The organism is Pseudonocardia phyllosphaerae (genome assembly GCF_046546475.1).
GTDB classification, from domain to species: Bacteria; Actinomycetota; Actinomycetes; order Mycobacteriales; family Pseudonocardiaceae; genus Pseudonocardia; species Pseudonocardia phyllosphaerae.
The window spans coordinates 25,255-48,606 of sequence record NZ_JBKGXS010000002.1 but is presented as its reverse complement, the minus strand read 5'-3'; the positions used below and the strand labels follow the sequence as shown (position 1 = coordinate 48,606).

General features: G+C 74.8%; 6 protein-coding genes. All 6 read left to right on the top strand.

The window, feature by feature from the left end:
- Nucleotides 1-574: 574 nt before the first annotated feature.
- The 6 genes from ACLE50_RS05520 (at nucleotide 575) to ACLE50_RS05495 (ending at nucleotide 23,215) form a co-directional block, all read left to right on the top strand.
- The gene (locus tag ACLE50_RS05520; protein ID WP_410942301.1) at nucleotides 575-1,990 is read left to right on the top strand and encodes a lysine N(6)-hydroxylase/L-ornithine N(5)-oxygenase family protein; all 1,416 of its coding nucleotides are present in this window, start codon (nucleotides 575-577) and stop codon (nucleotides 1,988-1,990) included.
- 49 nt (nucleotides 1,991-2,039) lie between these two features.
- On the top strand, nucleotides 2,040-2,255 hold the full coding sequence (locus tag ACLE50_RS05515; RefSeq protein ID WP_410942300.1) for an MbtH family protein: 216 nt from the start codon (nucleotides 2,040-2,042) through the stop codon (nucleotides 2,253-2,255).
- 150 nt (nucleotides 2,256-2,405) lie between these two features.
- On the top strand, nucleotides 2,406-20,678 hold the full coding sequence (locus ACLE50_RS05510; RefSeq protein WP_410942299.1) for an amino acid adenylation domain-containing protein: 18,273 nt from the start codon (nucleotides 2,406-2,408) through the stop codon (nucleotides 20,676-20,678).
- A complete protein-coding gene (gene panD / locus ACLE50_RS05505; protein WP_410942298.1) occupies nucleotides 20,678-21,088 on the top strand; it encodes an aspartate 1-decarboxylase in 411 nt (136 codons plus the stop codon). Before ACLE50_RS05510 ends, panD begins: the two co-directional genes overlap by 1 nt.
- Before the next feature lie 78 nt (nucleotides 21,089-21,166).
- Nucleotides 21,167-22,204 (top strand): ABC transporter substrate-binding protein, encoded by a 1,038-nt coding sequence (locus ACLE50_RS05500; protein ID WP_410942297.1) that lies wholly within the window; start codon nucleotides 21,167-21,169, stop codon nucleotides 22,202-22,204.
- Nucleotides 22,205-22,276: 72 nt separating this feature from the next.
- The gene (locus ACLE50_RS05495) at nucleotides 22,277-23,215 is read left to right on the top strand and encodes a methionyl-tRNA formyltransferase (protein WP_410942296.1); all 939 of its coding nucleotides are present in this window, start codon (nucleotides 22,277-22,279) and stop codon (nucleotides 23,213-23,215) included.
- Nucleotides 23,216-23,352 lie beyond the last annotated feature (137 nt).

Here is a 23,352-nt window from a genome sequence, read left to right as displayed (position 1 = left end):
GACGCCGCATACGCGGCGGCAGTCGCGCCATGACCGTGATGGCAATGCCGGTACGGCCATCCCGGTGTCGGTGGTGCTGCAAGGACCGAACTGAAGACCTCTCGCGAGATCGCGCTGATGCGCGAGGCCGGTCGGCTGACCGCGCCGGCGTCGGCCGCCACTCGTGACCAGGCAGTGCCCGGCGCGCGCCCCGTCGACGTGGCCGCGGCCGGGGTCATTGCCGAGGGAAGCCGGCGGCCCCCCGCCGTTCGTGGCCACCGGCCCCGTGGTGCCGACGGTCCCGTAGGAGATGCCCTTTCCGGGCGCCCGGGCCGTAGGCGATTCCCTGTCGAGATCCGGTCGCGGTGTGACGTCATCCGCGAACGCGATTCACGCCACGCTCGTCCGTCGTATCGCGCGACCTGCATGCGCGCCGCCGAACGGGTGAGAGACGGCTCGCGTGATCGCGCTGAGCAGCGATGACAGTCGTGTTACGGCCCACTGTGAAGATCACCCCCTAGGCGGCGGGGCCGCTCTCGTGCTGTCGTTAGCCTGGCCTTACTTCAGGCATGGCGATGTACACGAGAGGACAGTGATGGCGACACCGGCGAACGCAGGCCCACCGCACGAGCAGGAGGTGCTCGACGTCGTGGGCGTCGGGTTCGGTCCGTCCAACGTGGGCATCGCGATCGCCCTGCTGGAGCACAACGCGTCGGTTCCGGCGTCGCGACGGCTCTCCGCGCGCTTCGTCGAGCGCCAGGAGGAGTTCGGCTGGCACCGCGGGATGCTCCTCGAGGACGCCACCATGCAGGTGTCGTACCTCAAGGACCTCGTCACGCTGCGTAACCCCAGTAGCGGCTTCTCGTTCCTGTCCTACCTGCACGACCGGGACCGGCTCGCGGACTTCATCAACTACGGCAGCAGCTTCCCGACCCGGCGCGAGTTCCACGACTACCTCGAGTGGACCGCGCAGAAGGTCGAGACGGTCGGCGCCGCCGCTGGCGGCCAGATCGGTGTCGGCTACGGCACCGAGGTGGTCGACATCGTCCCGGTGTACGACGAGGACGGGGGAGAGGTCGGCGCGGTCGACGTGCTGGTCCGCCGCGGCGAGGAGACGGAGCGGCTGCGGGCCCGCAACGTCGTCCTGTCCTGCGGGATGACCCCGGCGATGCCGCGCGGCATCACGATGGGCGGGCGGATCTGGCACAACCGCGATCTGCTGTTCCGCACCGGCGAGCTGGCCGGGACGTCCCCGGCGCGGTTCGCGGTGGTCGGCGCGGGGCAGAGTGCGGCCGAGACCGTCGAGCACCTGCACCGCACGTTCCCCGAGGCCGAGGTGCACGCGGTGTTCGCGCGCTACGGCTACAGCCCCGCCGATGACAGCTCGTTCGCGAACCGGATCTTCGACCCGTCGGCCGTCGACGACTTCTACGACGCCCCGGACGGGACCAAGGAGATGATCCTCGGCTACCACGCGAACACGAACTACTCGGTGGTCGACCCGGAGCTGATCGAGGGCCTCTACCGGCAGCACTACCACGAGCGGGTCGCCGGGACCGAGCGGCTGAAGTTCCGCAACGTGTCCCGGGTGGCCGACGTCGTCGACGTCGGGGACCGGGTGGAGCTGGCCGTGGAGTCGCTGATCGACGGGTCCCGTGAGGTGATCACCGCCGACGCCGTCGTCTACGCGACCGGCTACCACCCCAAGGACCCGCTGTCGCTGCTCGGCGGCGGGCTGCCCGAGGCGTGCGGCCGCGACTCCGAGGGCCGTCTCGACATCCGCCGCGACTACCGGATCGGCACCACCGCGATGGCCGACGGCACCCCGGTGACCGCCGGGCTCTACGTCCAGGGGCCGACCGAGCACACGCACGGCATCACCTCGACGCTGCTGTCCAACATCGCCGTCCGCTCCGGCGAGGTCGTGTCGTCGATCATCGCAGGCGCCGCCTCCGACGCGGGCCGCCCGGCCGGCTCCGAGGCCGGCCGCGTCGCCACCTCGCAGCCCTGAGCCCCGTCGCAGCCCTGAGCTGCGGTATCCCGAAACCCAGGAGAGCACCGTGACCAACCCGTTCGACGACGCCGACGGCACCTTCCTGGTGCTGGTCAACGACGAGGGCCAGCACAGCCTGTGGCCCGAGCGCATCGACTTCCCCGCCGGCTGGGACCGCACCTTCGGCCCGGACACCCGCGAGGCGTGCTTGGCCCACGTCGAGGAGCACTGGACCGACCTGCGCCCGCGCAGCCTGCAGCGCCGCATGTCCGAGGCCCGCTGAGCGACGCCCGCCCCTGAGCCGCCCGGCCCTGAGCCGCCCGGCCCGAGCCCGCCGGCTCCTGACCCCGCCGGCCCTGAGCTCGCCGGCTCCTGACTCCGCCGGTACCGCCGGCCGAACCACCGCCAGATCCTGCGAGAGGACCGCACCCCCGTGCCGAACAACGGCCCCCGTGACGTCGCGACCCCGACCCGGGCGGACGCCCCCGGACCCCTGACGACGGTCCCCGAGGTGTTCGCCCGGCACGTCGCCGACCGCCCGGGAGCCGAGGCGCTGGTGTGCGGGGACGTCCGGCTGGACTACGCCGAGCTGGGCGCCCGGATGCACCGGCTCGCCCGGGTGCTGGCGGCGCGCGGGGTCGGGCCGGAGGACGTCGTCGCGGTGGCGGTGCCGCGGTCGGTGGAGACGATCGTGACCGAGCTGGCGGTCATGGTCGCCGGGGCCGCGTACCTGCCGATCGACGAGAACCTGCCCGCCGACCGGATCCGCTACATGGTCGCCGACGCCCGGCCCGCGGTGCTGGTGACCACGGCGCGGGCGGGCGTCGAGCAGGCCCTCGACCAGGGCGACGGGGCGTACCGGCCCGCGGTGGTACGGCTCGACGACGCCGCCGTCGGCGCCGAGCTGGCCGCGCAGCCGGACACCGCGCCCGACGTCGCGATCGGGCCGGACTCGGCGGCGTACGTCATCTACACCTCCGGATCGACCGGCCACCCCAAGGGCGTGGTGCTGGCCCACCGCGGCGTCGCCAAGCTGATCGCGACCCAGACCGAGCGGCTCGGCGTCGGCGCGCACAGCCGGATCCTGCAGTTCGCCTCGCCCAGCTTCGACGTCGCGTTCTGGGACCTGGTGCTGGCCTACGGCACCGGCGGCACGCTCGTCGTCGTCCCGGCGGAGCTGCGCGTCGCCGACCGCGGCCTCGCCGACTACGCGCACGCCCACGCCGTCACGTTCATGATCCTGCCGCCGGCGCTGCTGGCCGCGATGCCGCCCGGGGTGACGCTGCCGCAGGGCGCGACGCTGCTGGCGGGCACCGAGCGGATCTCCTCGTCGCTGGTGCACCGCTGGGCTCCGGGCCGGGAGATGTTCAACGCCTACGGCCCCACCGAGGCGACCGTGAACTCCACGCTCGGGCTGTGCGACCCGGGCATCGCCGACGACGAGTCGGTCCCGATCGGCATCGCCGACCCCGGCACCCGCGCGCACGTCCTCGACGCAGGCCTGCGCGAGGTCCCCGATGGCGCCGAGGGCGAGCTGTACCTGGGCGGCGACGGCCTGGCCCGCGGCTACCTGGGCCGGCCGGAGCTGACCGCGGAGCGGTTCGTCGCCGACCCGTTCGGTGCGCCGGGGGAGCGGCTCTACCGCACCGGTGACCTGGTGCGACGTCTCCCCGACGGCCGGCTGGACTTCCTCGACCGGGTCGACGACCAGGTCAAGATCCGCGGGTACCGCATCGAGCTCGGCGAGATCGAGTCCGTGCTGTCCCGCCACCCGTCGGTCGGGCAGGTCGCCGTCGTCGCCCGCGAGGACGGGCCGGGGGACCGGCGCCTCGCCGCCTACGTCGTCCCGCACCGCGACCGCGACGCCGCCGGTGAGGACGAGCACGTCGGCGAGTGGCGCGAGCTGCACGAGTCGATCTTCGCCGACCCGGGTACCGACGGGATCGAGGAGAACTTCGTCGGCTGGAACTCCAGCTACGACGGCGAGCCCATCCCGCGTGCGCAGATGCGCGAGTGGCACGCCGCGACGATCGAGCGGATCGCCGCGCTGCACCCGCGCAAGGTCCTGGAGCTGGGTATCGGCAGCGGGCTGATCCTGTCCCGCATCGCCCCCGGCGCCGAGCACTACGTCGGGATCGACCTGTCCCCGCAGGCCGTCGAGCACGCCCGCGCCGCCGTGGCCGCCGATCCCGCGCTGGCCGGGAAGGTCACCCTCGACGCCCGCCCCGCGCACGACCTGTCGGGGCTGCCCGACGAGTACTTCGACGTCGTCGTCATCAACTCGGTGGCGCAGTACTTCCCGGGCGTCGGCTACCTCGCCGACCTGCTCGAACGCCTCACCGGCCGGATGGTTCCGGGCGGGCGGATCGTCGTCGGCGACGTCCGGAACCTGCGCACGCTGCGCGCGTTCCGCGCCGCGATCGAGGAGGTCCGCCACGGCCGCCCCGGCAGCACCGACGCCGAGCGCGACGAGCGCCGCCGCGCCGTCGACGACGCCATCGCCCGCGAGCCCGAGCTGCTGCTCGACCCCGACCTGTTCCCGGCGCTGGCCGCCCGCGTCCCCGCGATCACCGGGGTGGAGCTACTGGTCAAGGACGGCGACACCGGTAACGAGCTGACCCGGCACCGCTACGACGTCGTGCTCACCGTCGGCGGCACCCCCGCCCCGGAGCCGGTCGAGACCGTACTGACCTGGGGCGACGACGTCAGCACGCTGTCCGATGTGGAGGCCGCACTCGGGGACGGCCGGGTCCGGGTCACCGGCATCCCCAACGGCCGCCTCGACGACGAGCACGCCGCCGTCGCCCGGATCGAGGGCGAGCCCGCCCCGGACACCACCGGAGTCCCCGGCGAGCCGGAGCTGCGCGCCCTCGCCGAGCGGCACGGGCGGGTCCTGCGCCTGACCTGGGACGGCGGATCCGACGACGGAGCCCTCGACGCGGTCTTCACCGCTTCCGAGCAGGCCGGTGAACGGACCGGCGAGCAGGGCGGCGAGCACGGGGCCGGGGCGTACCGCGCCGTCCGCCCGCTGCGCGCCGACCTCACCGGCTACGGCAACGAGCCGGCCGGGCGCCGCGAGGACCGCACGCTGGCCGGCGAGCTGCGCGAGTACGCCGCCGACCGGCTGCCCGACTACATGGTGCCGTCCGGATTCGTCCGGATGGACCGGTTGCCGCTGCTGGCCAGCGGCAAGCTCGACCGTCGCGCGCTGCCCGCGCCGGACCCCTCGGCCGCCGTCGGCGACCGCGAGCCGCGCACCGCCACCGAGCAGGTCGTCGCCGAGCTGGTCGCCGAGGTGCTCGGCCTGCCCCGCGTCGGCCTCGACGACGACTTCTTCGCCCTCGGCGGGCACTCGCTGCTCGCCACCCGCCTGATCCTGCGGATCCGCCGCGCCACCGGTGCCGACCTCAGCGTCCGCAGCGTGTTCGAGGCGCCCACCGTGGAGGCGCTCGCCGCGCTCGTCGGCGGCGCCGGCGTCGACCCGGCCGGACCCGCCCGGCCCGAGCTGACCGCCCGCCCGCGCCCCGAGCTCGTCCCGCTGTCCCACGCCCAGGCGCGACTGTGGTTCCTGCACCGCCTCGAGGGCGGCTCCGGGACGAGCTCCGGGACGAGCACCCCCGGGAACGCCACCGATGCGGCGACCTACAACGTGCCGCTCGTCGTCGAGCTGACCGGGGAGCTCGACGGTGCCGCACTGCGCGCCGCGCTGGCCGACGTCGTCGACCGGCACGAGGTGCTGCGCACCGTGTTCGCCGAGCACGACGGCACCCCCTACCAGCACGTTCTCGACGCCGGTGGCCCCGGCCCGCTCACCGGCGGGGCCGAGCAGGTCCGGGCCGCCGACCTCGACACCCGCGTCGACGCCGAGGTCCGCCGCGGCTTCGACCTCGCCGCCGGGGCCCCGGTCCGGGCGACGCTGCTGCGCACCGCCCCCGACCACCACGTCCTCGTGCTGGTGCTGCACCACATCGCCGCCGACGGCTGGTCGCTGGCCCCGCTGTGGCGCGACGTCGCCACCGCCTACGCAGCCCGCCGCGCCGGGCACGCCCCCGGCTGGGCGCCGCTGCCGGTGCAGTACGCCGACTACACCCTCTGGCAGCGCGACACCCTCGACGCCGTCGTCGACGACCAGCTCGCGCACTGGCGCGAGACCCTCGCCGGGCTGCCCGAGCGGATCGCGCTGCCCACCGACCGGCCCGCCCCCGCCGTCGCGAGCTACGCCGGCGGCCACTTCACCTTCACCTGGGACGCCGACCTGCACGCCCGCCTCGACGAGCGCGCCCGCGCCGCGGGCGTCAGCGTGTTCATGGTCGTCAACGCTGCCCTGGCGGCACTGCTCACCCGTACCGGGTCGGGTACCGACATCCCGCTCGGTACGCCGGTCGCCGGTCGCCTCGACCCGGCGCTCGACGAGCTCGTCGGGTTCTTCGTCAACACCCTGGTGCTGCGCGTCGACACCTCCGGCGACCCCACGTTCGACGAGCTCCTGGCCCGGGTCCGCGAGCGCAGCCTCGACGCCTACGCCCACCAGGACGTCCCGTTCGAGCGCCTCGTCGAGGAGCTGAACCCCACCCGGTCGCTGGCCCACCACCCGCTGTTCCAGGTGATGCTGGCCTGGCAGAACACGCCCACCGCGGGCGTCGAGCTGCCCGGGCTGGCCGCGTCGGAGCGGATGCCGGGCACCGGCACCGCCAAGTTCGACCTGTGGGTGTCGCTGAAGGAGCGCCCGGACTCCGGTGCGATCGACGGGATCGTCGAGTACAACAGCGACCTGTTCGACGAGCGCACCGTCGTCGAGCTGCTGCACCGCTTCGAGCTGTTGCTCTCCGCCGCCCTCGACGAACCGGCCGCCCACCTCGGGGACCTGCCGCTGCTGCTGCCCGGTGAGCGCGCCGGCGCGTCGATCGAGACCGGCGAGACCCGCGCGCTGCCGGACACCACCCTGCCCGCGCTGCTCGACGCGCAGGCCGCGCGCACCCCGGACGCCACCGCGCTCGTCGTCGGCGGGACCCGGCTGAGCTACGCCGAGCTGACCGCGTGGACCAACCGGCTCGCCCGGTTCCTCGTCGCCCGCGGCGCCGGACCGGAGCAGGTCGTCGCGCTGGCGCTGCCGCGCTCGGCGGAGCTGGTCGTCGCGATCCTGGCGACGCTGCGCGCCGGTGCCGCCTACCTGCCGCTGGACCCCGACCACCCCGCCGACCGGCTCGCCCACATGGTCGACGACGCCCGCCCGGCCGTCCTGCTCGCCACCACCGCGACGTCCGCGCTGGTCGAGCACCCCGACACCGTGCTGCTCGGCCGGCCCGACGCCCCCGGCAGCGCCGACCCGGCCGCCGGGTTCGACGACGCCCCGCTGTCCGACGACGACCGCACCGCGCCGCTCGACCCCGCGCACCCCGCGTACGTCATCTACACCTCCGGCTCCACCGGCCGCCCGAAGGGCGTCGCCGTACCGCACCGCGCCATCGTCAACCGGCTGCTCTGGATGCAGGACACCTACGGCCTCGACGGCACCGACCGCGTCCTGCAGAAGACGCCGTCGAGCTTCGACGTGTCGGTGTGGGAGTTCCTCTGGCCGCTGATCACCGGTGCCACCGAGGTCGTCGCCGCCCCGGACGGGCACCGTGACCCGGCCTACCTCGCCGGGCTGATCCGCGACGAGGGCGTCACCACCGTCCACTTCGTCCCGTCGATGCTGGAGGTGTTCCTCGCCGAGCCCGCCGCCGCGGGCACCGCCGGGGTGCTGTGCCGGGTGATCTGCTCCGGCGAGGCGCTGTCCGCCGAGGTCGGCGCCCGCGCCACCCGGCTGCTCGGTCCCGTCGTGCACAACCTCTACGGGCCGACCGAGGCCGCCGTCGACGTCACCGCATGGGCGCTGGGCGCCGACCCGGCCGCGATCGAGACCGCCGGCACCGTCCCGATCGGGCACGCGGTCTGGAACACCGATCTGTACGTGCTCGACGACCGGCTGCGCCCGGTGCCGGCCGGTGTCCCCGGCGAGCTGTACCTGGCCGGGGTGCAGCTGGCCCGTGGCTACCACGCCCGTCCGGGCCTGACCGCGGACCGTTTCGTCGCCGACCCGTTCGGCGGGCCCGGCGCCCGCATGTACCGCACCGGGGACCTGGCCCGGCGCCGCCGCGACGGCGCGCTGGAGTTCCTCGGCCGCACCGACGAGCAGGTCAAGATCCGCGGCCTGCGCATCGAGCCCGGCGAGGTCGCCGCGGTGCTCTCGGCGACGCCCGGGGTCGCGCAGGCGGCCGTGGTCGGCGACGGGGACCGGCTCGTCGGCTACCTCGTGCCCGGTGGTGCGGCGGAGACCGACGCCGACACCGGCTCCGCCTCCGGTGCCGGCCTCGACGCGGAGCGCGTCGACGAGTGGCGCGAGCTCTACGACACCCTCTACGCCACCGACGCCGCGGCGGGGGAGACCTCCGACGTGTTCGTCGGCTGGAACTCCAGTGTGGACGGATCTCCGATCCCGCGGGAGGAGATGCGGGCCTGGCGCGACGAGACCGTCGACCGGATCCGCGCCCTGGCCCCGCAGCGGGTGCTGGAGCTCGGTGTCGGCACCGGGCTGCTGCTGCGCGAGCTGGCCGGCGAGGTCACCGAGTACGTCGGCACCGACTTCTCCGCGGCCGTGATCGAGGCGCTGCGGGCCGACGCCCCCGCCTCGGCACACCTGGAGGTCCGCGCCGCCGACGAGCTGGACGGTCTGCCGCGCGGGCACTTCGACGCCGTCGTGATCAACTCGGTGGTGCAGTACTTCCCGGACGCCGGGTACCTGGACCGGGTGCTGCGCGGCGCGCTGGAGCTGCTCGCCCCGGGCGGGGCGCTGTTCGTCGGTGACGTCCGTGACCTGCGCCAGCTGCGCGCGTTCCACGCGTCGGTGGTGCTCGGCCGGGCCACCGGCACCGAGACGCCCGCCGAGCTGGCGGCCGCGGTCGACCGCGCCGCCGACGGGGACAAGGAGCTGCTCGTCGCGCCGGAGCTGTTCACCGCGCTCGCCGGGGACACCGGTGCTGGTGTCGAGATCCGGGTGAAGGACGCCGACTACGACAACGAGCTGTCCACCTACCGCTACGACGTCGTCCTGCGCCCCGGCGCCGCCGCTCCGGCAGCGCAGACAGCGCAGACGGCGCAGACAGCGCAGACAGCACTGCAGGAGCTCGCGTGGACCTCGCTCGACGACCTCGACGCGCGCCTCGACGGCCCGGCCCGGGTCGACGTCGTCCCGCACGCCCGCGGCGCCGGTGTCGCCACCGCGCTCGACGCCCTCGACGCCGGTGACGCGTCCACCGGCGCCGTGCTCGACCACCTCGCCGACCGCACCGGTGCCACCCCCGCCGAGCTGGAGCAGCTGGCGGCCCGGCACGGGCTGCACGCCGTCGTGACCTGGTCCGGCCGGGTCCCCGGCGCACTCGACGTGCTCTTCGTGCAGCCCGGGGACGCGGACGCGGCGGCACCGGGCGCGTACCGCCCGGCCGCGACGACCGGGCCGTCGACCAGCGACCCGACCCGGCACCGGGCGCACACCGCGCTGATCGCGCGGGCCCGCGACGCCGCCCGGCGCGAGCTGCCCGACTACATGGTGCCGACCGCGTACGTCGTGCTCGACGCGCTGCCGCTGTCGGTCAACGGCAAGCTCGACCGCCGTGCGCTGCCCGCACCCGAGCCCGTCGCCACCGGTGGCGGCCGTGCCCCGCGCACCGCAGCCGAGCAGCGGATCGCCACCCTGTTCGCCGAGATCCTGGGCCTCACCGGTGCCGAGCCCGCCGGGGCCGATGACGACTTCTTCGCCCTCGGCGGGCACTCGCTGCTCGCCACCCGCCTCGTCTCCCGGGTGCGGGCGGACCTCGGCGTGCCGCTGCAGGTCCGCACCGTGTTCGAGGCACCGACCGTGGCCGGGCTGGCCGCGGTCGTCGAGCAGGACACCGACGACACCGGGGCGGCGGGACCGGAGCGGCCCGCACTGGTCGCCGGCCCGCGCCCGGACCGGGTGCCGCCGGCGTTCGCGCAGCGCCGCCTCTGGTTCCTCGACCGCCTCGAGGGCGCAGTCGCGACCTACAACGTGCCGCTGGTGCTGCGGCTGCGCGGCGACCTGGACGCCGACGCCCTGGAAGCCGCGCTCGCCGACGTCGTCGCCCGGCACGAGGTGCTGCGCACCGTGTTCGCCGAGCACGACGGCGAGCCCTACCAGCACGTCCTCGACCCCGCCGACGCCGGCGTGACCCTGGAGCGCGTCGACCTCACCGGTGCGGCGGCGGGCGCGCTGGACGAGGCACTCACCGACGCCGTGCGCACCGGGTTCGACCTGGCCGGGCGCATCCCGATGCGGGTCCGGCTGTTCACCACGGGCGAGCGCGAGCACGTGCTCGCCCTGGTGTTCCACCACATCGTCTCCGACGGCTGGTCGATGGAACCGCTGTGGCGCGACGTCGCCACCGCCTACGCCGCCCGCCGCGCCGGGCACGCACCGCAGTGGGCGCCGCTGCCGGTGCAGTACGCCGACTACGCCCTCTGGCAGCAGGACCTGCTCGGCGACCTCGCCGACCCCGCCGCCGAGGGGCACCGGCAGCTGGAGCACTGGCGGGAGCGCCTCGCCGGGCTGCCCGCCCGGATCGAGCTGCCCACCGACCGCCCGCACCCGCCGGTCGCCGGGTTCACCGGTGAGCTGTTCACCGTCACCTGGGACGCGGAGCTGCACCACGGCCTGGCCGAGCTGGCCCGCAGGCACCACGCGACCGTGTTCATGGTCGTGCACGCCGCGTTCGCCGCGCTGCTGACCCGGATGGGCGCGGGCACCGACGTGCCGCTGGGCAGCCCGATCGCCGGGCGCACCGACCCGGCGCTGGACGACCTCGTCGGGTTCTTCGTCAACACCCTGGTGCTGCGCACCGACACCTCCGGCGACCCGACGTTCGCCGAGCTTCTCGACCGGGTCCGCGAGCTGGACCTGGACGCCTACGCCCACCAGGACCTGCCGTTCGAGCGCCTGGTCGAGGAGCTGAACCCGTCCCGGTCGCTGTCGCACCACCCGCTGTTCCAGGTGATGATCGCCGGGCAGAACAACCGGGTCGCCGAGGTCGACCTGCCCGGCCTGACGGCCGAGCCGCTGCCGGTGACCACCGGGAGGAGCCGCTTCGACCTGTCGCTGTCGCTGACCGAGCGCGGTACCGGGTCCGATGTGGATACCCAGGGGACCGGCACCGGGGGGATCGGCACCGGGGGGATCGACACCGTCGTCGAGTACAACACCGAGGTCTTCGACCGCCCGACGGTCGAGGGCGTCGTGGCGCGGCTGCAGCGCTTCCTGCGCGCCGTCGTCGCGGACCCGCAGCGCCGGATCGGGGGCGCCGACCTGCTCGCCGCGGGGGAGCGCGACACCCTGCTCGACGACTGGAGCGGCGCCGGGTACCGGCTGTCCCGCAGCACGTTCCCGGCGATCTTCGCCGAGCGCGTCGCCGAGAACCCGGCGGCGGTCGCCGTCGTGCTGGAGGGCACCGAACTCACCTACGCCGAGCTCGACGCGCGCTCCGACGCCGTCGCCGCCGCGCTGCAGCGCCACGGCGCAGGCCCGGAGACCGTCGTCGGGCTGGCCGTGCCGCGGTCGGTGGACACGATCGTCGCCCAGGTCGCGACGATGAAGACCGGCGCCGCGTACCTGCCGCTGGACCCGAACCTGCCCGCCGACCGGCTCGGCTACATGGTCGACGACGCGGCTCCGGTCTGCGTGCTCACCACCGCCGACGGCCCGGAGCTCCCGAACGTCCCGCGGGTGCTGATGTCGGAGATCGGCGAACCCACCGACACACCGGTGCTGCCGGAGATCGACCCCGACGGCGCCGCCTACGTCATCTACACCTCCGGCTCCACCGGGCGGCCCAAGGGCGTCGTCGTCACCCACTCCGGGGTGACCGGGCTGATCGCCACCCAGCACGAGCGGTTCGGCGACCGCGTCGTCGAGCGGGTGCTGCAGTTCGCCTCGCCCAGCTTCGACGTCGCGTTCTTCGAGCTGTGCCTGGCGCTGCTCACCGGCGGCCGCCTGGTCGTCGTGCCCGACGACCGCCGCGTCGCGGGCCCGGCGCTGACCGACTACATCCACGAGCACCGGGTCACGATGCTGATCCTGCCGCCTGCGCTGCTGGAGGCGCTGCCGCCGGAGTGCACGCTGCCCACGGACTCGGTGCTGCTCGCCGGCACCGAGCGGGTCTCGCCGCAGCTCGTGGAGCGGTGGGCGCCGGGGCGGCGGCTGTTCAACGCCTACGGCCCCACCGAGGCCACCGTGAACTCCACGCTCGGCCTGTCCGACCCGGCCGAGCTAGCCGGTGCCGCGCAGGTCCCGATCGGCGTCGCCGACCCGGGCACCCGCGCCTACGTGCTGGACTCCGGGCTTGCCCCGGTGCCGCCCGGCGTCGTCGGGGAGCTGTACCTGGGCGGCTCCGGCCTGGCCCGCGGCTACCTCGGGCGCGCAGCGCTGACCGCGGAGCGCTTCGTCGCCGACCCGTTCACCCCCGGTGAGCGGCTCTACCGCACCGGCGACCTGGTGCGCTGGACCGACGACGGCCGCATGGTCTTCCACGGCCGCGCCGACGACCAGGTCAAGGTCCGCGGCTACCGGATCGAGCTGGGCGAGATCGAGAACGTCCTCGCCTCCGACGAGGGCGTGTCCGCCGCCGTCGCCGCCGTGCGCGGCGACCGGATCGCCGCCTACGTGGTGCCGCGCGGGGAGCGCGACACCGCCTCCGAGCACGAGCACGTCGACGCCTGGGAGGAGCTGCACCAGGCCGTCTTCTCCGACGGCGACGCCGTCGAGGCCGGGTACGAGGAGAACTTCGTCGGCTGGCAGTCCAGCTACGACGGCACGCAGATCCCCGACGAGCAGATGCGCGAGTGGCACGCCGCGACGATCGAGCGGATCGCCGCGCTGCGCCCGCGCCGCGTGCTGGAGATCGGTGTCGGCTCCGGGCTGATCGTGTCCCGGATCGCGCCGGACACCGAGCAGTACTGGGGCATCGACCTGTCCGCCGAGGCCGTCGCGAACCTGCAGCGCGGTCTCGCCGCCGGCGACCCCGAGCTCGCCGGACGGGTGCATCTGGCTGCGCGCCCGGCGCACGACCTCGACGGCCTCGGTGCCTCCGACGTCGACCTGGTGATCGTCAACTCGGTGGCCCAGTACTTCCCGAGCGCGGACTACCTGGTCGAGGTCCTCGACACCGCGCGCCGCCATCTCGCTCCGGGCGGGCGGCTGTTCCTCGGCGACATCCGCAACCTGCGCACGCTGCGCCGGCTGCGCACCGCCGTCGAGCTGATCCGCGAGCGCGACGGGGAGACCGTCACCCCTGCGTCGGTCGACCTCGCCGTCGACCGGGAGGGCGAGCTGGTGCTCGACCCGGACTTCTTCCTCGCGCTGCCGGGGATCACGTCGGCGCAGATCCGGGTCAAGCGCGGCCGCTTCCACAACGAGCTGACCCGGCACCGCTACGACGTCGTCCTGGAGACCGGGGAACCGGCACCGGCGCCCGCGGAGACGACGCTGAACTGGGACGACCTCACCGGGGCCGACGCAGCCGGGGACGCCGACGCAGCCGGGGACGACACTGCCGGGGACGACAACGCAGCCGGGGCCGACGCCGCCGGTGACCTCGCCGCGGCGCTGGCCGAGCGGCCCGGGCGGGTGCGCGTCACCGGCATCCCGAACGCCCGCCTGGCCGGGGAGAACGACGCCGTCGCGCTGCTGCCGACCGACCCGGAGGGCGCACGCGCGGTACTCGACGAGACCACGTCCGTGCCCGACCCCGAGGACCTCGCCGCGGTCGCCGAGGCGACCGGGCGGCCGTACGCGCTGACCTGGACCGCCGGCTCACCCACCGGTGAGCTGGACCTGGTCGTCGGCGCCGCAGACACACACGGCGCTGCAGGCACACACGGCGCCGCAGGTATACACGGGGCCGAGGCGGACCCGGACGCGGTGCCCGCCGCCTACGCCCGTACCCGGGTGGGCAACCCGCCACAGGCCTACGCCAACCGGCCGGCCGCGCACCGCGAGCGCGCCGCGCTGGCCGAGGCGCTGCGGGCCCGGGCGGCGGAGCGGCTGCCGGAGTACATGGTGCCCTCCGACGTCGTCGTGCTCGACGCGCTGCCGCTGCTGCCCAGCGGCAAGGTCAACCGCGGGGCGCTGCCGGACCCGGCGCCGCGCCGCGGCACCGGGCGCGGCCCGGAGACTCCCGGGGAGGAGCTGCTGTGCGGGCTGTTCGCCGAGGTTCTCGGCGTGCCCGCCGGCACCGTCGGCCCCGACGACGGCTTCTTCGACCTCGGCGGCCACTCGCTGCTGGCGACGAAGCTGGTCGCCCGGGTCCGCGCCGTCGCCGGTGCCGAGCTCGACATCCGCACGGTCTTCGCCGCACCCACCCCTGGTGAGCTGGCCGGGAAGCTCGACGGCGCCGGGACCGCCCCGGCCCGGCCCGCCCTGGAGCGGGTGGAACCGCGGCCCGAGCCGGTGCCGCTGTCGTTCGCCCAGGCCCGGCTGTGGTTCCTGTACCGCCTCGAGGGGCCGTCGGCGACCTACGACATGCCGATCGCGATGCGGCTGACCGGCGACCTCGACGTGCCGGCGCTGCAGGCCGCGCTGGCCGACGTCGTCGACCGGCACGAGTCGCTGCGCACCGTGTTCCCGGACGCCGACGGTGCCCCGCACCAGCTCGTCCTCGACGACCCGGAGGTCACGCTCCCGGTCGTCCCGACGACGCCGGAGGCGCTGGCCGGGGACGTCACCGAGGCCGCCGGGTACGCGTTCGAGCTGGACCGGGAGATCCCGGTCCGGGCCCGGCTGCTGCGCCTGGACGCGACCGAGCACGTGCTGGTGCTGGTCATGCACCACATCGCCTCCGACGGCTGGTCGATGGCGCCGCTGTGGCGTGACCTCGCCACCGCCTACACCGCCCGCCGTGCCGGGCATGCGCCACGGTGGACACCGCTGCCGGTGCAGTACGTCGACTACGCGCTCTGGCAGCGCGAGCACCTCGGGCCGGTCGTGGAGTCCCAGCTCGCGCACTGGCGGGAGGTCCTCGACGGGCTGCCCGAGCGCACCGAGCTGCCGCTCGACCGGCCGCACCCGGCGGTGTCGGCCTACCGGGGCGACTCGTTCCGGTTCCGGTGGGACGCCTCGGTGTCCGAGCAGCTCAGCGCGTTCGCCCGCGCCGAGAACGCCTCGGTGTTCATGGTCGCGCACGCCGCGCTCGCCGCCCTGCTCACCCGGCTCGGCGCCGGGACCGACGTGCCGATCGGCAGCTCCATCGCCGGGCGCACCGACTCCGCGCTGGACGACCTCGTCGGGTTCTTCGTCAACACCCTGGTGCTGCGCACCGACACCTCCGGCTCGCCGTCGCTGCGCGAGCTGGTGGAGCGGGTGCGCCGCGTCGACCTGGACGCCTACGACCACGCCGACGTCCCGTTCGAGCGCCTGGTCGAGGCGCTCAACCCGTCCCGGTCGCTGGCCCACCACCCGCTGTTCCAGGTCATGCTGGCCTGGCAGAACAACGAGGTCGCCCAGGTGCGGCTGCCCGGGCTCACCGTCGCCGAGGAGCCGATCCGCACCGGCACGTCCCGGGCGGACCTGGTGCTGTTCGTCGGCGACACCGGACCGGACGACACCGGCCCGGACAACACCGGCCACGGTCTCGGCGGGCACGTCGAGTTCAACACCGAGGTGTTCGACGCGGCCACCGTGCACGGCATCGTGGACCGCTGGCGGCGGCTGCTCACCGCGGCCCTGGCCGACCCGGACCGCCCGCTGACCGGCATCGACCTGCTCGACGACGCCGAGCGGGCGGCGCTCACCGCGCGCCCCGACCCGGAGCCGGAGTCGCTGGAGACACTGCTGGACCGGCTCCCGGACACCGCCGCGGTCGTCTCCGGCGGGCAACGGACCACCGCGGCCGAGCTGGACGCCCGCGCCGGCGCGATCGCCGCCGCACTGGCCGCGCGCGGCGTCGGTGCCGACGACGTCGTCGCGGTCGCGCTGCCGCGGTCGGTGGACCTGGTCGCGTCGCTGCTGGCCGTGCTGCGGCTCGGCGCCGGGTACCTGCCGGTCGACCCGGCGCTGCCCGCCGAGCGGGTCGCGCTGATGCTCGACGACGGCCGCCCCGCGGTCGTGCTGGGCACCGCCGGTACCGACGAGCGGTGGCTCGACCCGGCGACCCTCACCGGGACCGGGCCCGCACCGGAACCCGGTGTGCGCGACCCGGAGCAGCTCGCCTACCTGATCTTCACCTCCGGCTCGACCGGGCGTCCCAAGGGCGTCGCCGGGACCCGTCGCGCGCTGGCCAACCGGCTGGCGTGGGCCCGCACCGGCACCCCGGGCGTCCGGGTGGCGAAGAGCGCGCTGTCGTTCATCGACGGCACCACCGAGCTGCTCGGCGGCCTGGTGAACGGCGACACCGTCGTCCTCGCCGGCGACGCCGTCGCCGCCGATCCGGTGGCGCTCGCCGCGCTGGTGCGCGACAGCGGCGCGGACACCCTGACCGTCGTCCCGAGCCTGCTCGCGACGCTGCTGGAGACCGCACCCGAGGACGTCCGCGGTGTGCGGGACTGGGTCACCTCCGGTGAGGCGCTGCCCGCGGCGCTCGCCGCGGCGTTCCGGTCCCGGCTGCCCGGCGCCCGGCTGCGCAACCTCTACGGCTGCTCCGAGGCCGCGGGCGACAGCCTGTGCGCCGAGGTCGACGGTGGGCCGATCCGGATCGGGTCGCCGCTGCCGGGCACCGGCGCCTACGTCCTCGACGCCGACCTGCGCCCGGTCCCGACCGGTGTCACCGGGGAGCTGTACCTGTCCGGCACGGGGCTGGCCCGCGGCTATCACGGCCGCGCCGCGCTGACCGCGGAACGCTTCGTGCCCGACCCGTTCGCCGGGCCGGGGGAGCGGATGTACCGCACCGGGGACCTGGTGCGCCGCACCGCAGGCGGCGAGCTGGAGTACCGCGGCCGCGCCGACGACCAGGTCAAGATCCGCGGGTTCCGGGTGGAGCCCGCCGAGGTCGCCGCGGTGCTCGGTGAGCACCCGGACGTGCGTCGCGCCGTCGTCGTCGCCCGCGGGGACGGGCTGGTCGGCTATGTCACCGGCGCGCTCGGTTCCGGCGGCACCCCCACCGGCACCGCCGGGCTCGACACCACGGCGGTGCGGGAGCTGGCCGCGTCGCGGCTGCCCGCGCACCAGGTGCCGTGGGCGGTCGTCGCGCTCGACGAGCTGCCGCTCAACACCAGCGGCAAGATCGACACCGCGGCGTTGCCGGACCCGCGCGCGGAGCGGACCCCGGCCGGTGACCCGACCCCGCGTACCCCGCGGGAGAAGGCGCTGTGCGGGCTCTACGCGGAGCTGCTGGAGCTCGGCGAGGTCGGCCCCGAGGACGGGTTCTTCGCCCTCGGCGGGCACTCGCTGCTCGCGACGAGGCTGGTCAGCCGGATCCGCGCCGAGCTTGGCGTGGAGGTGCCGCTGCGGGCGGTGTTCGACGCACCCACCCCGCGCCGGCTCGCGGCCGCGCTCGACGGCGCCGCCGGTGCCCGCCCCGCGCTGGTGCCGGTGACGCCGCGCCCGGAGCCGTTGCCGCTGTCGTTCGCCCAGGCCCGCCTGTGGTTCCTCGACCGGCTCGCGCACACCGACCCGACCGGTTCGGACGCGGGCGCCACGTCGTACAACATCCCGTGGGCGTGGCGGATCTCCGGACCGGTCGACGCGGCGGCGCTGCAGGCCGCGCTGGGCGACGTCGTCGCCCGGCACGAGGTGCTGCGCACCGTCTACCGCGATCACGACGGCGTGCCGTACCAGGAGGTGCTCTCGGCCGCGGACGCCCGCCCGGTGTTCGAGGTCGTCGACGGCGGGCCGGCCGAGCTGACCCGTGCCGCCGCGCACGTGTTCGACCTGGCCGGTGAGCTGCCGGTGCGTGCCACCCTGGTGCGGGTCTCGGACGCGGAGTACCTGTTCCTGCTGCTGGTGCACCACATCGCCGGCGACGGCTGGTCGCTGCCGCCGCTGCGCCGTGACCTCGACGCCGCTTACGCCGCCCGCACCCACGGTGCGGCGCCCGCGTTCGCGCCGCTGCCGGTGCAGTACGGCGACTACGCGCTCTGGCAGCGCGCCCTGCTCGACGGGCCGCTGCTCGACGAGCAGGCCGGCTACTGGCGCGAGCAGCTGGCGGGGATGCCCGACGAGCTGACCCTGCCGGTCGACCGGCCGCGTCCCGCGCGGTCCTCCGGCCGCGGTGGGAAGGTCCGCTTCGCCGTCGGTGCCGAGACGCACGCGGCGCTGCGGGCGCTGGCCGACCGGTCCGGGGCCAGCACGTTCATGGTGCTGCACGCGGCGCTGGCGGCGCTGCTGACCCGGCTCGGCGGCGGCACCGACGTGCCACTGGGCACCCCGATCGCCGGGCGCACCGACCACGCGCTCGACGACCTCGCCGGATTCTTCGTCAACACCCTGGTGCTGCGCACCGACACCTCCGGGGACCCGACGTTCACCGAGCTGCTCGGGCGGGCGCGGGAGACCGACCTGGCCGCCTACGCCCACCAGGAGCTGCCGTTCGAGCGTCTGGTGGAGGTGCTGAACCCGCCGCGGTCGCTGTCGCGGCACCCGCTGTTCCAGGTGATGCTCGCGGTCTACCGGTCCTCCGGCGAGCGGGAGACCGTGCTCGGCAACCCCGCCGAGTTCCTCGACGCCGGCCTGGCCACGGCGAAGTTCGACCTGTCCTTCGACCTGGTCGAGTCGCCGTCGGGGATCGCCGGGGAGCTGGAGTACAGCCGCGACCTGTTCGACGAGCCGACCGTGTCGACCGTCGCGGCCCGGTTCGCCCGGCTGCTCGACGCGGTCGCCGCGGACCCGGACGCCCCGATCGGCGACCTGGAGATCCTGGAGACCGCCGAGCGGGACCGGCTGCTGGGGGAGTGGGCCACCGGCCCCGTCGCCCCGGACCCCGGCGCGGCGACGATGCCGGAACTGCTCGCCGCGCAGGCGTCGCGCACCCCGGACGCCGTCGCACTGTCCGATGCGGACGGCTCCTGGACGTTCGGCGAGCTGGACGAGCGGGTCCGGCACCGCGCCGCGCGGCTGTCCGCGGCAGGCGCCGCACCGGGCCGGATCGTGGCGATCCTGCTCCCGCGCGGGGCCGGGTACCTGGAGGCGATCTGGTCGGTGCTGGCCTCCGGCGCGGCGTACCTGCCGCTGGACCCGGAGCAGCCCCCGGCCCGGATCGCGGAGCTGCTCGCCGACGCCGCACCGATTGCCGTGCTCACCGATACGCATCACGACACCCACGGGGTGGCGCGGGTGCTGCTCGACGACCCGCACGGCGAGACCGCCACGGTGGTGCCGCCACGGCCCGAGCACGCGGCGCACGTGATCTACACGTCCGGATCGACCGGGCGGCCCAAGGGCGTCGTCGTGCCGCACCGGGCGCTGGTGAACCTGTTCGCCGGGCACCGGGAGACGCTGCACCGCCCGGCCGTCGAGCGGGCGGGGGGCAGGGCGCTGCGCGCCGGGCACGCCTGGCCGTTCTCCTTCGACGCGTCCTGGCAGCCGCAGCTGTGGATGCTCGACGGGCACGAGGTCCACGTCATCGACGACGACACCCGCCGCGACCCGGACCGGCTCGCCGCCCGGGTGATCGAGCGGGAGCTGGACTTCCTGGAGCTCACTCCGTCCTACCTCGCGCAGGTCGGCGAGTCCGGGGTGTTCCGCACCGGCCCCGACGGGACGGAGAGCTGCGTGCTGCCGGTGGTGGGCATCGGCGGCGAGGGCGTCGCGCCGGACCAGTGGCAGCGGCTGCGGGCGCTGCCCGGCACCGAGGTGTACAACCTCTACGGCCCCACCGAGGCGACGGTCGACGCGCTGGTCGCCCGGGTCGCCGACTCGCCGTCGCCGGTGGTCGGGCGCCCGGTCGCCGGGGCCCGTGCCCACGTCCTCGACGCCGCGCTGCGCCCGGTGCCGCCGGGCGTCGCCGGGGAGCTGTACCTGGCGGGCGCGGGGCTCGCGCACGGCTACCTGGGCCGGCTCGGGCTGACCGCGGACCGGTTCGTCGCCGACCCGTGGGGTCCGCCCGGCACCCGGATGTACCGCACCGGCGACCTCGCGCGCCGCGACGCCCGCGGGCGGCTGGAGTACCTCGGCCGCGCCGACGACCAGGTCAAGATCCGCGGGTTCCGGGTCGAGCCGGGGGAGATCTCGGCGGTGCTCGCCGGGCACGATGCCGTCGCCCGCGCGGTCGTGACGGTCCGCGAGGACCGGCCCGGTGACCGTCGCCTCGTCGCGTACCTGGTGGCCGCCGACGGTCGTGCGCTCCCGGACCGGGCGACGCTGCGGTCCCACGCGGCCCGGACGCTGCCCGAGTACATGGTCCCCTCGGCGTACGTCGAGGTCACCGGTTTCCCGGTGACGGCCAACGGCAAGCTCGACACCGCCGCGCTGCCCGCCCCGGATCCCGCACCCGCGGGCCGCGCCCCGCAGGGGCCGACCGAGACGGCACTGTGCGCGGCGTTCGCCGAGGTGCTGGAGCGCGAGACCGTGGGCGCCGACGACGACCTGTTCGACCTGGGCGGTCACTCGATGCTGCTGGTCCGGCTGCGGGAGACCATCCGCGCCGGGCTCGGCGTCGAGGTCGCCATCGCCGACCTGTTCACCTACCCGACCCCGGCGGACCTGGCCGGGTTCCTGGAGGAGTCCTGATGTACCGCACGCTGCTCAACGCCAAGATCCACCGGGCGACCGTCACCCAGGCCGACCTGCACTACGTCGGCTCGCTGACGATCGACGCGGACCTGCTCGACGCGTCCGGGATCGTCGAGGGCGAGCAGGTGCACGTCGTCGACATCGACAACGGCGCCCGCCTCGAGACCTACGCGATCACCGGCGAGCGGGGCTCGGGCGTCATCGGGATCAACGGTGCGGCGGCGCACCTGGTCCACCCGGGCGACCTGGTGATCATCATGTCCTACGCCGCGCTGGAGCCCGCCGAGATCGCCGGGCACACGCCGACCGTCGTCCACGTCGACGAGCACAACCGCACCGTCGAGATCGGCGCCGACCCCGCCGTGCCCGCTCCGGGGCAGCCGGCGCAGCTCAGCGGCCGTACCTGACCACCGGGGAGAGCAGATCTTGTGACCGGTTCGTCCGGCATGCAAGGTCAGGCTCTCCACATCTCCAGAAAGGTAGACATGCAGAACGTCAGCAGGCGCTCGTTCTTCTCCCTGGCCGGCGGGGCCGCCGCCCTGGCCGCGCTCACCGCGTGCGGCGGCGGGGGCGGGAACGAGCAGGGGGGAGCCGGCGGCGGTGCGGGCGCGGCCGGTGGGCCGTGGGAGTACACCGACGACCTCGGCAAGAAGATCTCGCTGCCGCAGCGGCCGCAGAAGATTGTCGCCTACGTCAACGGCGCCGCCGCGCTGTGGGACTTCGGCGTCCGCCCGGCCGGGCTCTACGGCCCGTCGCGCGACAGCGACGGCAAGCCGAACCTGCAGGCCGGGAACATGGACCTCGGCCAGGTCCAGTCGATCGGCGGCGAGGACTACAACGGCGTCAACCTGGAGAAGCTCGCCGCGCTGAACCCGGACCTGATGATCGCGAGCCTGGCGGGGGAGACCCCCGACAGCCGCTGGGTCATCAAGGACGACCTCGCCCAGATCGAGAAGATCTGCCCGGTCTACTCGATCCGTGAGTTCGGCAAGCCGATCCCGGAGATCATCGGCGGCTATCAGACCCTCGCCGAGCGGCTCGGCGCCGACGTCAACGAGCCGGGCATCGCCACGGCGCGCGACGCGTTCACCAAGGCAGGCGACGAGCTCAAGGCCGCGGTCGCGGAGAAGAAGGGCCTGCGCGCCGAGTTCGTCTACGGCGACACCGACGGCTTCTACGTCGCCAGCCCGACCTTCTACCCGAACATCAACTGGTACACCACGCTCGGCCTGACCTCGGCCCGCGCCGGGGCCCCGCTGTCCGCGGACTTCCTGGAGCAGCTGTCCTGGGAGCAGGTCGGCAAGTACCCGTCGGACCTGATCCTCACCGACATCCGCACGTTCTCGCTGCCCCAGCAGCAGATGATCAAGCAGTTCCCCACGTTCGCGGCGCTGCCCGCGGTGAAGGCCGGCCAGCTCGGCGGCTGGAACGGCGAGCCCCGGTTCAGCTACCAGGGCTCGGTCGAGGAGGTCCGCAACCTCGCTGCGGCCGTCCGCAAGGCCAGGCCCGGCATCGCCAAGTAGGTCCCCTACCCCATCCACCGATTCACCGGTGCGCGGTGACCCCGCGTGCCCAGGTCTAGGAGTTCGTCGAGAGTGCGTGTCGTCCTGTTCGGCTACCAGAAATGGGGAGCGCGGCTGCTGGCCGACCTCCTCGAGTCGCGCCACGAGGTGGTGCTCGTGGTCAGCCACCCGGAGGAGGGCGAGTGGTCACCCGTCATCTTCCAGGAGTCGATGGGTGACCTCGCCCGCGAGCACGGCATCCCGGTGCTCTACCGGGAGAAGGCCGTCGACGACGACCTGGTCCGGGCGATCAAGGAGGCCGGCGCCGAGATCGGGATCGCCTGCAACTGGCGCACCTGGATCTCCCCGGACGTGTTCTCCGCGCCCACCCGCGGCACGGTGAACACCCACGACTCGCTGCTGCCGAAGTACGCCGGGTTCTCCCCGCTGAACTGGGCGCTGATCAACGGCGAGTCGCAGGTCGGGATCACCGCGCACTGGATGGACGCCGACCTCGACCGCGGGCCGATCATCTGCCAGCGCACGGTGCCGGTCACCCCGACCGACACCACCGAGGACCTGTTCCAGCGCACCGTCGTGCTGTTCGGCTCGCTCGCGGTCGAGGCGTTCGACCGCGTCGAGTACGGGCCGCACGACTGGCTGGAGCAGGACCCGGCGCACGCGTCGTTCTTCCACAAGCGGGCCGACCCGGACAACCGGATCCACTGGGACCGGGAGGCGCGGGACCTGGTCAACCTGGTGCGTGCGCAGACCGGGCCGTACCCGAACGCCTGGTGCGAGCACGAGGGACGACGCCTGCGCGTGCTGGAGGCGAGCGTGTCCCGGGAGCGGGCCGGCGGCACGAACGGCCGGGTGTTCGCCCGCGAGGGCACCGGCGTGATCGTCGTCGCCGGGCCGGACGCCTGGCGTGGCGGGCAGCACGGCCTGGTGCTGCAGCGGGTGCTCGACGACCAGGGCGTCGAGCACGTCGCCGGTGACTACTTCCGGCGCATGGGGGACTACCTCGGCTGAGGTCCGTCTCCGTTCCCGAGTGCCCCGTCCGGATCGTCCGGGCGGGGCACTCGTCTGCCTGCCGCGCGACCGTGATCGGCGGTTCGCCGGTGTCCGGTGCCGTATCCGGCACGGGACACCGGCAGAACGCCGATCAC

What these genes read in the sequence shown, in the direction of transcription:
- panD (WP_410942298.1), top strand. Translation starts at nt 20,678, where the DNA reads ATGTACCGCACGCTGCTCAACGCCAAGATCCACCGGGCGACCGTCACC.
- ACLE50_RS05520 (WP_410942301.1), top strand. Translation starts at nt 575, where the DNA reads ATGGCGACACCGGCGAACGCAGGCCCACCGCACGAGCAGGAGGTGCTC.
- ACLE50_RS05500 (WP_410942297.1), top strand. Translation starts at nt 21,167, where the DNA reads ATGCAGAACGTCAGCAGGCGCTCGTTCTTCTCCCTGGCCGGCGGGGCC.